The organism is Litorisediminivivens sp. KMU-197, assembly GCF_056858395.1.
The window spans coordinates 58,038-71,956 of sequence record NZ_JBXEQG010000014.1; the positions used below are offsets into that span (position 1 = coordinate 58,038).

General features: G+C 63.0%; 12 protein-coding genes. 10 read left to right on the top strand and 2 right to left on the bottom strand.

Going from position 1 to position 13,919, the window contains the following annotated elements:
• Position 1: 1 nt before the first annotated feature.
• Positions 2-1,006: a C45 family autoproteolytic acyltransferase/hydrolase gene (locus AC04PT_RS18815; protein ID WP_482875328.1), complete on the top strand. Its 1,005-nt coding sequence runs from the start codon at positions 2-4 to the stop codon at positions 1,004-1,006.
• 77 nt (positions 1,007-1,083) lie between these two features.
• A complete protein-coding gene (gene tal / locus AC04PT_RS18820; RefSeq protein ID WP_482875329.1) occupies positions 1,084-2,028 on the top strand; it encodes a transaldolase in 945 nt (314 codons plus the stop codon).
• Positions 2,029-2,285: 257 nt separating this feature from the next.
• Here the strand turns inward: tal and AC04PT_RS18825 are convergent, their stop codons facing one another.
• Positions 2,286-3,350, bottom strand: a complete 1,065-nt coding sequence (locus AC04PT_RS18825) for an ABC transporter ATP-binding protein (RefSeq protein WP_482875330.1) — start codon at positions 3,348-3,350, stop codon at positions 2,286-2,288.
• Positions 3,351-3,373: 23 nt separating this feature from the next.
• Positions 3,374-4,159 carry an IclR family transcriptional regulator gene (locus AC04PT_RS18830; RefSeq protein WP_482875331.1) on the bottom strand — a complete coding sequence of 262 codons (786 nt, stop codon included), beginning with the start codon at positions 4,157-4,159 and terminating at the stop codon, positions 3,374-3,376.
• 149 nt (positions 4,160-4,308) lie between these two features.
• Between AC04PT_RS18830 and AC04PT_RS18835 the strand changes: the two genes are divergently transcribed.
• The 8 genes from AC04PT_RS18835 to AC04PT_RS18870 all read left to right on the top strand — a co-directional run bounded on the left by AC04PT_RS18835 (position 4,309) and on the right by AC04PT_RS18870 (position 13,767).
• On the top strand, positions 4,309-5,547 hold the full coding sequence (locus tag AC04PT_RS18835; protein ID WP_482875332.1) for an ABC transporter substrate-binding protein: 1,239 nt from the start codon (positions 4,309-4,311) through the stop codon (positions 5,545-5,547).
• 155 nt (positions 5,548-5,702) lie between these two features.
• Complete coding sequence (locus tag AC04PT_RS18840; RefSeq protein WP_482875333.1) at positions 5,703-6,629, top strand: carbohydrate ABC transporter permease; 927 nt, start codon at positions 5,703-5,705, stop codon at positions 6,627-6,629.
• Position 6,630: 1 nt separating this feature from the next.
• Positions 6,631-7,479 (top strand): carbohydrate ABC transporter permease, encoded by an 849-nt coding sequence (locus AC04PT_RS18845; RefSeq protein ID WP_482875334.1) that lies wholly within the window; start codon positions 6,631-6,633, stop codon positions 7,477-7,479.
• A complete protein-coding gene (locus AC04PT_RS18850; protein WP_482875335.1) occupies positions 7,476-9,560 on the top strand; it encodes an alpha-galactosidase in 2,085 nt (694 codons plus the stop codon). The genes AC04PT_RS18845 and AC04PT_RS18850 overlap by 4 nt, the downstream gene beginning before the upstream one ends.
• A 14-nt stretch (positions 9,561-9,574) precedes the next feature.
• On the top strand, positions 9,575-10,345 hold the full coding sequence (locus AC04PT_RS18855) for an SDR family NAD(P)-dependent oxidoreductase (protein ID WP_482875336.1): 771 nt from the start codon (positions 9,575-9,577) through the stop codon (positions 10,343-10,345).
• A 1-nt stretch (position 10,346) separates the two neighbouring features.
• Positions 10,347-11,252, top strand: a complete 906-nt coding sequence (locus AC04PT_RS18860) for a 2-dehydro-3-deoxygalactonokinase (protein ID WP_482875337.1) — start codon at positions 10,347-10,349, stop codon at positions 11,250-11,252.
• Positions 11,249-11,857, top strand: a complete 609-nt coding sequence (locus tag AC04PT_RS18865) for a 2-dehydro-3-deoxy-6-phosphogalactonate aldolase (RefSeq protein ID WP_482875338.1) — start codon at positions 11,249-11,251, stop codon at positions 11,855-11,857. The genes AC04PT_RS18860 and AC04PT_RS18865 overlap by 4 nt, the downstream gene beginning before the upstream one ends.
• Positions 11,854-13,767 carry a beta-galactosidase gene (locus AC04PT_RS18870; protein ID WP_482875339.1) on the top strand — a complete coding sequence of 638 codons (1,914 nt, stop codon included), beginning with the start codon at positions 11,854-11,856 and terminating at the stop codon, positions 13,765-13,767. Before AC04PT_RS18865 ends, AC04PT_RS18870 begins: the two co-directional genes overlap by 4 nt.
• The last annotated feature ends 152 nt before the right edge of the window (positions 13,768-13,919 follow it).

Genomic DNA, 13,919 nt, shown 5'->3' on the forward strand with positions numbered 1-13,919 from the left:
GATGGCCCTGACCTTCCGAGCAATTTCCGAAGATGAGCCCGGACCGAAGTGGTCCGGGCTTTTCGATCAGTATCGCGCTGCCTATCTGAAGTGGTGGAGGCGCGAGGGAATCGCCGCGCGCCCCACCTATCGCGAATGTCTGCGGGCGCTTTCGGCGCATATGCCAGAGATCTTGCCTCTTTACGAAGAGCTTTGCGAACTGGCCGGCGGCGGCGACATGGAGGCGCGATTTTTATCCTTCTACTGCCCGCCGCGTTACCTGACCGGTTGCAGTCAGGCGATCTGGTCGGGCGACGAGCCGCTCTTGGTGCGCAACTACGATTACAACCCCGCCGCCATCGACGCGGTGCTGCTGCGCTCCAAGTGGCAGGGACGACAGGTGATCGGCACCTCGGACGGACTGTTTGGTCTGGTTGATGGAATGAATGACGCGGGGCTTGTGGTGTCGCTCACCTTCGGCGGCCGGCGCGAGGCAGGGCAGGGGTTCGGCGTGCCGCTGATCCTGCGCTACATCCTGCAAACCTGCACCACCACGCAAGAGGCGCAGGCCGTGCTCGAACGTGTGCCTTGCCATATGAGCTACAACGTCACCGTGCTCGACCGGGCCCGGCGCTTCATCACCGCCTACCTCGCCCCCGACCGTCCACCTGTCATCACCCACGCCGCCGTAGCGACCAATCACCAAGAGCGCGTCGAATGGCAGACCCACGCCCGCGCCACTGCCTCTGTCGAGCGTGAACGCTTCCTTCTGCAACGCCTTACACTGCACCCCGAAACCCGGGACAGGTTCGTTGGCGCCTTCCTGAAACCGCCACTATATTCGCTGGCCTTCGATCGCGGCTTTGGCACGCTCTACACCGCCGCCTATCGTCCGGTGCAGGGTCGGGTCGAACTGCACTGGCCCGGGGTGCTGTGGCAGAAATCCCTTGACCGCTTCGTAGAGGATTCGGTGGCGATCACCTATCCCACCGCGGCGGACGTCGCTTGGATGCAGGCCGGCGGGTGAAACGGTCACGTTAGCGGCTGGAATCTCCCTCGCAACCGGGTATGTGAGGGGCAGCGATGTCGACAGGAGGAAATGTCATGACCAACGTTCTGGATCAACTCAGGGAAATGACCACCGTCGTGGCCGACACCGGCGACGTCGAAGCGGTGAAGAAGTACAAGCCCGTCGATTGCACCACCAACCCGTCGCTGGTGCTCAAGGCGATGGCCGATCCCGAGAGCGAAGAGCTTCTGACCCGCGAGATCGAGGCAGGCCGCAAGGCCGGCAAATCCACCGAGCAAGTGGCCGATGCGCTGACCGTTGCTGCCGGCGCCCGCCTGACCGAGCTGGTGCCCGGTCGCGTCTCGACCGAGGTCGATGCGCATCTCAGCTTCGACACCGAGGCGAGCGTCGAGCGCGCCCGCGCCATCATCGCCGATTACGACAGCCGCGGTATCGGCCGCGATCGCATACTGATCAAGCTGGCCTCCACCTGGGAAGGCATCCGTGCCGCGGAAGTGCTTCAGAAAGAGGGCATCGACTGCAACCTGACGCTGCTGTTCTGCATGGCTCAGGCCGTCGCCTGTGCCGACGCGGGGGCTTTCCTGATCTCGCCCTTCGTGGGCCGAATCACCGATTGGTACAAAAAGGCCGAGGGCGTTGATGGCTATGCGCCCGACGAAGATCCGGGTGTCAAGTCAGTGCGGTCGATCTACGACTATTACAAGTCGAACGGCATCGATACCGTCGTCATGGGCGCGTCGTTCCGCAACACCGGTCAGATCAAGGCGCTGGCAGGTTGCGACAACCTCACCATCTCGCCCGCGCTGCTTGACGAACTGGAAAGCGACACATCAGATCTGCCGCGCGCCCTGTCGCCGGACAACGCCAGCGGGGCCGCCTCGGTCAAGATGGACGAAGCCACCTTCCGCTGGGAGCTCAACGCCGATGCCATGGCCACCGAGAAACTCGCCGAGGGCATCCGGGGATTTGACGCCGACCACAAGAAACTGCTCAAGCTGGTTGCGGACCGCATGAGCTGAAACAGATATAACATAATTCCGATTCCGCGCGGGTGGTGTGCGGTAGGCTCGATCAGACCAGCACCTTGATACCCGTCTAGGGTGGCTGGTCTGATGGGCGGAGCGTGTGATCATCCAGAGCTGCGCGGACTCCGGTCCCTCTTCTGTTCAGAAATGCTTCGGGAGAACGGCGATCGAGACTTCATGGGGCTCGAGCCCATTGGACGACAAGCAGAGCCCCTAGCCGATCGGCACGCAAAGAAGTAGCGAAAGCCCTGCTAACGCAAACGTGCCTCGGTCTTGGCGTTAAAGAACATCGCTGTCGCCGGGTCGAAGTCCAACGCCACGCCAGACCCTTCCGGGATCGCTTCGTCCGCCCGTGTCTCGACCACGATCCGCTCACCGGTCGGCGTCATCAGGTAGTCATAGGCCACCCCGCCCAACCGTTCGCGAATGTCCACCTTGACCGGCGCGTCCGGCGCGTCGCGCACGGACAGGTTCTGCGGACGCAGACCGACAATCACCTCGGAGCCCTCTGAAGGCAGGGCGACGCCGGTAGGGATATGCTGACCTGCGAGACCGGGCACCGTGACCCCATTGCCCGAGACGGTCCCGGCGAGAAAATTCATGCTGGGCGATCCGATGAAGCCGGCGACGAAGCGGTTGTCCGGGTCCTGGTAAAGCTCCATGGGCGAGCCCACCTGCTCGATATGACCGGCGCGCAGCACGACGATCTTGTCTGCCAGCGTCATCGCCTCGACCTGATCGTGGGTGACGTAGATCATCGTTGCGCCGATTTCCTTGTGCAGCCGTGCAATCTCGACCCGCATATCGACGCGAAGCTCCGCATCAAGGTTCGACAGAGGCTCGTCGAACAGGAACACCTCCGGTCCGCGCACGATGGCCCGACCGATGGCGACGCGCTGGCGCTGACCGCCTGACAGGGCCTTGGGTTTGCGGGCGAGATAGTTGTCGAGCTGCAGAATGCGACTGGCCTCCGAGACCTTGGACTTGATCTCTGCCTTGGGATGGCCGTTCATCTTGAGCCCGAAACCCATGTTCTCTTCGACCGTCATGTGCGGATAAAGCGCGTAGGTCTGGAACACCATTGCCACGCCCCGTTCGGCCGGGTCAGCGCGGGTCACGTCACGGCCGCCGATGCTGATCTGGCCGTCGCTGGTTTCCTCCAGCCCGGCTATCATCCGAAGGAGCGTTGACTTGCCGCATCCCGACGGTCCGACGAAAACGCAGAATTCACCGTGCTCGATCTCCAGGTCGACCCCGTGGATCACCTGGACTTCGCCGTATCGCTTGACCGCATTGTTGAGTGCGACGCCTGACATTCCCTTAACTCCTCCTCAAGGATTTACTGTGCGACCGGATAGGGCCAAACGGCCCCCTCCCGTCCGATCTGCGCCGCCGTCCGCAACAGCGCGGGGCGGAATCTCTCCAACTCTTCCAGTGGCATGCGGAAGGTTGAGGTGACTACCGACAAGGCGCCGATCACGCGACCGCCCGATCCCATGATCGGCGCGGCGATGCTGATAATCCCTTCTTCGTGCTCCTCGCGGTCGAAGGCGACGCCCTCGGCCCGGATCTGCTCGAGCTCCGGCAGCAGCGTCGCGGGGCCGCGGTGTGTGTGGGGTGTGAAGCCGGTGTACTCCTGCGCGGTCATCGCCTGTTCCCGACGGGCGTCGTCCATGAAGGCCAGCATCACCTTGCCAACTCCGGTGCAATGCGCGGGCGAGCGGCGGCCGGGGCGCGCCATGGTCTGAAAGCCGCCCTCCGGGGTGCATTTTTCGATAAAGACGACGCGGCCGTTCTCCATCTGCGCCAGATGCACGGTTTCCTTCACGTCCTGTGCCAGCGAGGCAATGAAGGGTTCGGCAAGAGGCGCCAGCGAAGATTGATTCCATGCGTGACGGGCGATCCGCACAAGGCGCATGCCCGGCACATAGACGTGACGATCCTCGTCATAGGCCAGCATGCCCTGGCTGGTCAGGGTTTGCAGGATACGGTGCAGCGTGGCCTTGGGATAGGGGCTGGCGTCGAGCACTTCGGAAAACCGAACCGCGCGACCGAAGGCGACCACTATGTCCAGAATGTCCAGCGCCTTGCCGACCGTTCCGTCCGATGTGGCTGGTTTGTTCATATAATTCCCATCCGTCTTCGGCCGCCGTGCCGGCCCGTGGACTAACTAACTGTTGACTCGTGTAGCAGGTTGGAATTAAAATATCAACATTCGAAATTAAAGTTCCATTATGTGGAACGTAGTTTCGGGCGGAGGAGAAAGGGAGAGACATGGTCCACCACATTCAGAAGCTGGGCGCCGTATTGGCGGCATCTACTATGTTCACCACCGTGGCGTATGCCGGCGAGCTGGTGATCAATACCGACACATCTGACCCGGCGCCCAAAGCGGCGTTCGAGCAGGTCATCAAGGGGTTCGAAGCCGAGCATCCCGATGTGAAGGTGACTTGGAACCTGTTCGACCACGAGGGCTACAAGACCTCAATCCGCAACTTCCTCACAGCGGACGCGCCGGACCTTGCAAATTGGTACGCCGGCAACCGGATGCTGCCCTACGTCAACGCCGGGTTGTTCGAGCCGGTCGACGATGTCTGGGAAGAGAACGGCCTGAAGGAATCTCTCGGCTCGTCGCTGGGCTCGATGACCATCGACGGCAAGATCTGGGGCGTTCCCTATACCTATTATCAATGGGGCATCTACTACCGTAAGGACATTCTCGAGCAGAACGACCTGGCTGCGCCCGAAACCTTCGACGAATTGCTGAACGCCTGTGAAGTCCTGAACGAAGCCGGGGTTACCCCGATCACCATCGGCACGAAGTACCTTTGGACGGCTGCCGGCGTCTTCGACTACTTGAACCTGCGCACCAATGGCTACGAATTCCACATGGCGTTGACCAACGGCGAGGTTCCGTGGACCGACGAGCGCGTCGTGGCGACGATGGAAAACTGGAAGAAGATGCTTGAGGCCGACTGCTTCATCGACAACCACGCCGCCTATTCCTGGCAAGAGGCGCTTGCGCCAATGGTGCAAGGCGATGCCGCCATGTATGTGATGGGCAACTTCGCCGTGGCGCCGCTACGCGAGGCGGGACTGACCGACGACCAGCTCGAGTTCATGCAGTTCCCGGTCATCAACCCCGACGTGCCGCTGGCCGAAGAGGCGCCGACCGACACGATCCACATCCCGGCCAACGCCAAGAACAAGGAAGACGCGAAGAAATTCCTCGCCTACCTGGCGCGCCCCGAGGTGCAGACCGAAATCAACAAGACCCTGGGCCAATTGCCGATCAACAAGGACTCGGAAGTGGGCGACGACAAGTTCCTGAAAGCGGGCTACGAAATGCTCAGCTCGACCGAAGGCGGCATCGCGCAGTTCTTCGACCGTGACGCACCGGCTGAAATGGCCAAGGCGGGCATGGAAGGTTTCCAAGAGTTCATGGTCAAGCCAGAACGCATGGACCAGATCCTCGAGCGTCTCGAAAAAGCCCGCGGCCGCGTCTACAAGTAACGGCTGCGCGTCAACGACGTGCGCCCCGGGCTGACCCGGGGCCACCCGCCCCACGCCCGGCATTGCAGCCGGGCCGAGGCAACTTTCCTCAGATGTTATGCAAGAGGTCCCGGACCCGGTCCGCGGCGGGATCTCTGCCGCCCGGAGGTATCGCCTTGACCGCCCCTGCCCTGCCCGACACCCATCCCCCCGCCCGCCGCACATGGTGGAAAGAGAACCAGCAGCGCCTCGCCCCCTGGCTTTTCCTCGCGCCGGGGATCTTCATGTTCGCGGTTTACGTGATCATCCCGATCTTCCAGTCGATCAGCATCTCGTTCTACGCGTGGGACGGTCTGGGCGAGAAGGAGTGGGTCGGCGGGGCAAATTACGTCGAGCTGATGGACGACGAGGCCTTCTACACCTCGCTCAAGAACAATGTAATCTGGCTGGTGCTCTACATGCTGGCCATTCCTATGGGCTTGTTCGTGGCGCTGTTCCTGAACCAGACGGTGCGCGGCATCCGCGTCTACAAATCGCTGTTCTTCTTTCCGTTCGTGATCAGCCAAGTCGTCGTCGGGTTGGTTTTTGCGTGGTTCTACGATCCCACCTACGGGTTGATGAATATCGTACTCGGCTGGTTCGGGATGGAGCCCATCGCCGTGCTCGCCAACGAGGATTATGTGACCTATGGCATTATCGCAGCCGGTCTCTGGCCTCAGACCGCCTATTGCATGATCCTGTATCTGACCGGGCTAAACGCCGTCGATCCCGAGCAGATCGAAGCCGCGCGACTGGACAACGCCAAGGGTGTGCGGATGCTGTGGTACGTGATCCTGCCGCAGCTGCGGCCCGCAACCTTCATCGCCGTCGTTGTCACTGTCATCGGCGCGCTACGCAGCTTCGACCTGATCTCGATCATGACCGACGGCGGACCCTGGGGGTCAAGCCGGGTGCTGGCCTTCTACATGTACGAACAGGCGTTCAGCGAATACGGCTTCCGCATGGGCTATGGCGCGGCCATCGCGGTCGTCCTGTTCCTGATCATGATGATCTACATCACCGGCTTCCTGTGGAAGATGTACCGCGACGAAAGAGGTCACTGAAATGTTTCCCACACCCATTGAGAAGACCCCGACCGCCGCGCAGACCATCTACAAGGTCGCCCTGCCGATCGCCCTGATCGTCTGGCTGCTGCCGCTGATTGCCGTGGCGCTGACTTCGGTGCGCTCGGCCGGCGATATCACGGCCGGCAATTACTGGGGCTGGCCCACGAGCTTCAACCTGTTGGAGAACTATACCGCGATCTTCGAGCAGACCCCCATAGGCAAGTACATCCTGAACTCTTTCAAGGTGACGATCCCCACGGTGATCGGCGCGGTCGCGATCTCCTGCATGACGGGCTTTGCGCTGGCAGTCTATCGCTTCAAGGGCAACCTGCTGATCTTTTTCATGTTCGTTGCAGGCAACTTCGTGCCGTTTCAGATCCTCATGGTGCCAGTGCGCGACCTGACGCTCGATCTGGGCATGTACAACACTTGGTACGGGCTGGCGCTGTTCCACATTGCTTTCCAAGCCGGGTTCTGCACGCTTTTCATGCGCAATTTCATTCGCGCCATGCCCTATGAGCTGATCGAGGCTGCCCGCGTCGAAGGCGTGAGCGAAATCCGCATCTTCTGGTTCGTGGTGCTGCCCTTGATGAAACCGGCAATCGCCGCTTTGTCGGTGCTAATCTTCACCTTCATCTGGAATGATTACTTTTGGGCCACGGTGCTGACCCAGGGCGCCGACAACCAGCCAATTACCGCCGGGCTCTATTCGCTGAATGGCCAATGGGTCGCCGCGTGGCATCTGGTGTCGGCGGGCTCGATCGTCGCGGCGCTGCCGCCGGTGCTGATGTTTTTCCTGATGCAGCGGCATTTTATTGCAGGCCTCACTCTAGGGGCCGTGAAATGATTCAGACCTGGCGGCTTGACGATTCCCGTCAGTCGCTGGTGCTCGCCTCCCGGAATGACCACCTCGCCGAGGTGGTCTTCTGGGGACCGCGGCTGCCGGACGACGAAGACCTGATCACCCTGGCCGAAGCCAACGCCATCGACGTGACCGGCGGCATGCTGGACACCAACCCCGAACTGTCGATCTGCCCCGAGGCGACGCGCACCTTTCCCGGCCAGCCGGGGCTCGTGATCCGCGACGCGTCAGGCAGACCCTTGCTGCCCAAATTCTGCTTTGCCAGCGCCGAGGAGGCTCGAAACCGCCTGACACTCAGCTTCCGTGAGCAGTCAGGCGCATTGACCTACCGCGCGTTCTTTTCGATCGACCCTGCGACGCATGTCATTGAAGCGCGCGCCGAGATCGACGCCACCGAGCCGATGCACCTTCACTGGCTGGCCGCGCCGGTCTTTCCCGCGCCGCAGGCCAGCGACGAAATGATCGACTTCGCCGGCCGCTGGTGCGGCGAGTTCCAGTTGAACCGCACCCCTTGGTCCGCCGGGATTCGCTACCGCGAAAACCGCACCGGCCGCACCGGGCACGAACATTTCCCCGGCCTGATCGTGCCTTGCCGCGGGGCGACCAATGCCGCCGGTCATGCCTATGGCTTCCACTACGGCTGGTCTGGCGGGCATCGCATGGTGGCCGAGGAATTGCCGGACGGCCGTCGCCAGGTGCAGTTCGGCCATGCCTCGCGGCTGGAGCAGGACCCGGCCACGCGCTTCGAGACCGCCACGCTCTACGCGATGTTCTCGGACGATGGTATCAATGGTTGTGCCGTCGCTTTTCAGCGCCACCTGCGTGACCGTATCGTGCAGATGCCCATCTCCGATCGCCCGCGTCCGGTGCATTACAATTGTTGGGAGGCGGTCTATTTCGATCACAACCTGCCGGAGCTGAAGGACATCGCAACCCGGGCCGCCGACCTCGGCGCCGAGCGTTTCGTGCTCGACGACGGCTGGTTCGGGCAGCGCGACGACGACACCCGCGCGCTCTCGGACTGGGAGGTCGATCCGCGCAAGTATCCCGACGGGCTGACGCCATTGATCGACCATGTGCACGGTTTGGGCATGTCTTTCGGCCTCTGGTTCGAGCCCGAGATGATCAACCAGGATTCGGACGTCTTTCGGGCTCATCCCGACTGGGCCTTGGGTGGCGAGGATCAGATCCTCGGACGTCAGCAAATGGCGCTGAACATGGGCCTGCCCAAGGTGCGCGATTTTCTTTTCGACCGTATCGGCAAGGTGCTCTCCGACAACGACATCGACTATATCAAGTGGGATCACAACCGCGTCCTGCCGATGCCCGACGCCGCGCAGACCCGCGGCTCCTATGCGCTGATCGACCGGCTTCGTGAGGCTTTCCCGAAGGTCGAAATCGAAAGCTGCGCCTCGGGTGGCGGCCGCATCGATTTCGGCATACTCAGCCGCACACACCGCGTCTGGCTGTCGGACAGCAACGACGCCGTCGAGCGGCTGAGGATGCAGCACGATGCCGCGATCTTCCTGCCGCTCACCGTCACCGGCTCCCACGTCGGGCCGCGCACATGCCACACCTCGGGCCGGACTATCGACATTCGCTTCCGCGCCTGGGTTGCGGCACAGCGGCATATGGGATTTGAGATGGACCCGCGCGAGCTGACTGAGGAAGAGGCGCAGGTTTTGCGCGATGTCACAGCTTGGTGGAAGGACAACCGCGGCTGGATGCAGGGCGCGGACATCCTGCGCCTGGACAGTTCCGATCCGGCGGTGATTGCCGAGCAGCAACTGGAACAGGGCGGCGGGCGCTTCGTGGTCTTTGCCGGCAAGGCCGGAACCTCGGCGCAGATCTCGCCCCGGCCGCTGCGTCTGACGCGGCTCAGCCCCGACCGGCGCTACCGTGTCCGTCTTCTCAATCGCGATGATGCCCCCGGCCTGTCGCGCGGTGACCAGGCGATCAAGTCGCAGGACCTGACGCTCAGCGGTGCATATCTGATGAGCCACGGGCTGACCCTGCCCTGGCATTTCCCGGAAACCATGTGGGTCGTGACTGGCCAGCTTGTCTGACCCGAAGGAGCATTATGCAAAAGACGGCCACCTTTCACGATCTCGCGGGCAAGAGTGTCTTCATCACCGGCGGCGGCGCAGGCATCGGCGCCGCCCTGACCGAGGGGTTCCTCATGCAGGGCGCGCGTGTTGCCTTTGTCCAGCGTTCGGACGCCAGCGGTTTCTGTGACGAGATCGCCGAGCGACATGGCAGCCGCCCGCATTTCATGCAATGCGACATCACCGACATCGACCGCTTGAAGGCCTGCATCGCCGAGGCCAGCGAAGCGCACGGTCCCGTCACCGCCTTGGTCAACAACGCCGCCAACGACAAGCGCCACAGCACCGAGGAGGTCACGGAGGAGTTCTGGGACTGGTCGCAGGCCGTCAACCTCAAGGCCTATTTCTTCGCTTGTCAGGCAGTGCTTCCGGCAATGCGCGAGGCCGGCGGCGGCGCCATCGTCAACTTTACCTCGATCAGCTATATGATGGGCAATGCGGGCTACCCTGCGTACACCACCGCCAACTCGGGCATAAACGGCATGACCCGGAGCCTCGCCCGCGAGTTCGGCCCCGATTGTATCCGTGTCAACGCTTTGGCACCTGGCTGGGTCCTGACTGACAAACAGCTCGACATGTGGGCCACGCCCAAGGCGCTGGCGGCGCATATGGAGCGACAATGCCTCAAGGATCACCTGGGTCCGCAGGACATTGTCGACGCCGTGCTGTTTCTGGCCTCCGACACCAGCCGGATGATGACCGGTCAGGCAGTTGTGGTCGATGGCGGCGTGGTGGTAACAGGCTGACATGGAACGAAAACCAGAATGGATCGCCGTCGACTGGGGCACCTCGAACCTTCGCGCCTGGGTGATGGGGCCGGAAGGCAGGGTGCTGGACGCTTTAACGTCCGATCGTGGCATGGGCAGCCTCTCGCCCGAGGCCTTCGAGCCGGTCTTGCTGGACCTCCTGAAGCCTAGGTTGCCCGAGACCGGCACCCTGCCGGTGATCGTCTGCGGCATGGCGGGTGCGCGTCAGGGCTGGGTGGAAGCGCCCTATGTCTCGACCCCCTGTCCGGTTCCCGGTGTGGCTCAGGCGGTGCACCCCGACACCGTCGATGCCCGGCTTGACGTGCGCATCCTGCCCGGTGTCAGCCAGGCCGCGCCGCCCGATGTAATGCGCGGCGAGGAGACCCAGATTTCCGGTTACCTCGCGGCCCATCCGGAATTTGACGGCATCCTGTGCCTGCCCGGGACCCATACCAAGTGGGTACACATTTCGGCCCGCGAGATCGTCAGCTTTCGCACCTTCATGACCGGCGAAATATTCGCCCTGCTCTCCGGGCAATCTGTGCTGCGCCATTCCGTGCGGGGCGCCGGCTGGGACGACGACGCCTTTGCCGAGGCCATAAGCGATGCCATGTCCAGCCCGCAGCGGGTGTCTGGCTGGCTGTTCTCGCTCCGCGCCGGATCGCTGCTTAACGGCACCGACGCGTCAGTCAGCCGTGCCCGCCTATCTGGCCTGTTGCTGGGGCTCGAGATCGCCGGCGCCCGGGAATACTGGTTGGGACGCGAGATCGTGCTGATCGGCGCGCCGCATCTCACCGCGCATTACCGCAGCGCGCTGACCGCTCAAGGCGCCATGGTCAGTGAAGCCGACGGCGCGGAGATCGTTCTGTCCGGTTTGAAAGCCGCCTTCGAGGGGAGCACCATATGAGCAGAGAAATCATCGCCATCCTGCGCGGCGTAAAACCGGGCGAGGTGCTGGAGATTGGAAAAGTACTGGTGGGCAAGGGCATCGACCGCATCGAGGTGCCGCTGAATTCGCCTGATCCGCTGCGCTCGATCGAGGCGCTGGCGACCGGTCTGGAGGGTCAGGCGACCATTGGCGCGGGCACCGTCCTGACGCCGGAACAGGTGGCGCAGGTTCAGAGCGCGGGCGGCACGCTGGTGGTTTCGCCCGACTGCAACGCGGCGGTCATCGACAAGAGCAAAGCGCTGGGGATGCTGTCCTATCCCGGCGTCGCCACCGCTACGGAGTGTTTCACCGCCTTGCGCCACGGCGCCGACGGGTTGAAGTTTTTCCCGGCCTTTCTGATCGGGTCCAAGGGTCTCGCCGCGATCAAGGCGGTGCTGCCCGCCGAAGCCAAGACCTATGCCGTTGGCGGCGTAGGCCCCGAGAACTTCGCCGAATGGCGCAATGTCGGCGTCACCGGCTACGGCATCGGGACCGGCATCTACAAGCCCGGATCGTCCGTTGCCGAGGTCGCGGCGCGCGCCGAAAAGATCGTCGCCGCGTACGACCGGAGCCACGGCGCATGAAACGAACGCTCGGCACTTGTTATTACCCCGAACATTGGCCGCGAGACATCTGGAAAGACGATGCCCGCCGTATGGTCGACACCGGTCTGACCTGGGTCCGCATCGGCGAATTTGCATGGTCCCGGTTGGAGCCTCAGCCCGGTCAATACGATTTCGGTTGGCTTGACGAGGCCATCGAAGTGTTGGGCAATGCTGGGTTGCAAGTGGTCCTTGGCACACCCACGGCGACACCGCCGCGCTGGATGATCGACCGGCACCCCGACATGCTGGCCGTCGACGCGGAGGACCGCCCGCGCAAATTCGGCTCGCGCCGGCATTATTGCTTCAGCCACGAAGGCTACAAGGCCGAATGCGCGAAGATCGTCGCGCTGCTGGCCGAGCGATACGGGCGCAACCCCCATGTCGCCGTCTGGCAGACCGACAATGAATACGGCTGCCATGACACCACCCTGTCGTACAGCGACGCCGCGCGAAAGGCGTTTCGCGGCTGGCTGCGCAGGCAGTATCCCGGCGGCAACGACGGCGACATCGAGGCGTTGAACACGGCCTGGGGCAATGTCTTTTGGTCGATGGAGTACGACAGCTTCGAGCAAATCGACCTGCCCAATCTGACCGTGACCGAGCCGAACCCGTCCCATGTGCTCGACTTCCGCCGCTTCTCGTCGGATCAGGTGGTGGCCTTCAACAGGGTTCAGACCGAAATCATCCGCCAGCATTCCGACGCGCCGATCGCCCACAACTACATGGGACGCATCACCGATTTCGATCACTACGACGTCGGCGCCGATCTGGATATCGCCTCGTGGGATAGCTATCCGCTGGGCTTCCTCGAAGACCGCGTGCCCGCGACCCCCGAACATCAGCGCCGGTATGCGCGGCAGGGCGACCCCGACTTTCAGGCCTTTCACCACGACCTCTACCGTGCCGTCGGGCGGGGCCGCTGGTGGGTGATGGAGCAACAGCCCGGACCGGTGAACTGGGCACCCTACAATCCTGCCCCCCTGCCTGGCATGGTTAGGCTCTGGTCGTGGGAGGCCTTCGCACATGGCGCCGAAGCAGTGTGCTACTTCCGCTGGCGTCAGGCGCCGATGGCGCAAGAGCAGATGCACGCCGGCCTCTTGCGGCCCGACAGTGCCGAGGCGCAGGGGATCGTCGAGGCGCGGCAGGTGGCTGAAGAGCTGACCGACGCCCCTGACGTGCAGGCCGGGCAGGCTCCGGTTGCGCTGATCTTCGACTATCAGGCCGAATGGGCATGGAAGATCCAGCCGCACGGATGCGGGCTCAGCTATTTCGAGCTGGTGTTTGATGTTTACCGGGCGATGCGCCAAGCAGGTCTGTCCGTCGACATCCTGCCTCCGGACGCAGCCTTTGAGGGCTACAAGCTGATTGCCGCGCCGGGCCTGATGCACATGACGGACACGCTCAAATCCGCGCTGACGGCAAGCGATGCGGTAGTGCTTCTCGGGCCGAGGTCGGGCGCGCGGGACGCCACGATGCGCACTCCCGTTCCGCTGCCGCCGGCGATGCCCGGGTTTGCCGTCACGGTCAGCCACGTAGAGAGCCTTCGGCCCGACATGCAAATCCCTGTCGCGGCGGGTGGCCATATCCGGTCTTTTCGCGACGTGCTCGAAACGACTGCGGAGGTTTTGGAAGAAACCGTGGCCGGCGAGGCCGCGGCGGTCGTGCAGGACAATCTGATCTACGTCGCCGGCTGGTTCGATACCGAGGCCATGGCGCGGCTGGTGCGCACCGCCTGCGCCAAGGCCGGGATCGAGACTCGGGATCTGCCCGCTGGCGTTCGCTGCCGCGAGACCGCGGCGGAACGCTTCTGGTTCAACCATGACACGCAAGAGCACAAGGTGGACGGGGTTACCCTAGCGCCGCTGTCGGTGCGTCGCGAAGCACTTTAATCCTTTAAAGCGTGCGTTGGATCGGGGAGACAAGCCCTCCATTCGACCGTTCTTGATCGAGATGGCGAAAGGTCCTTAAGCGCGGGATATTTCGCGGGCGCGGGCGCGGGCACCTTTGGAGCGAGAACCGCCGATCTTTCCAAACAAGCAAG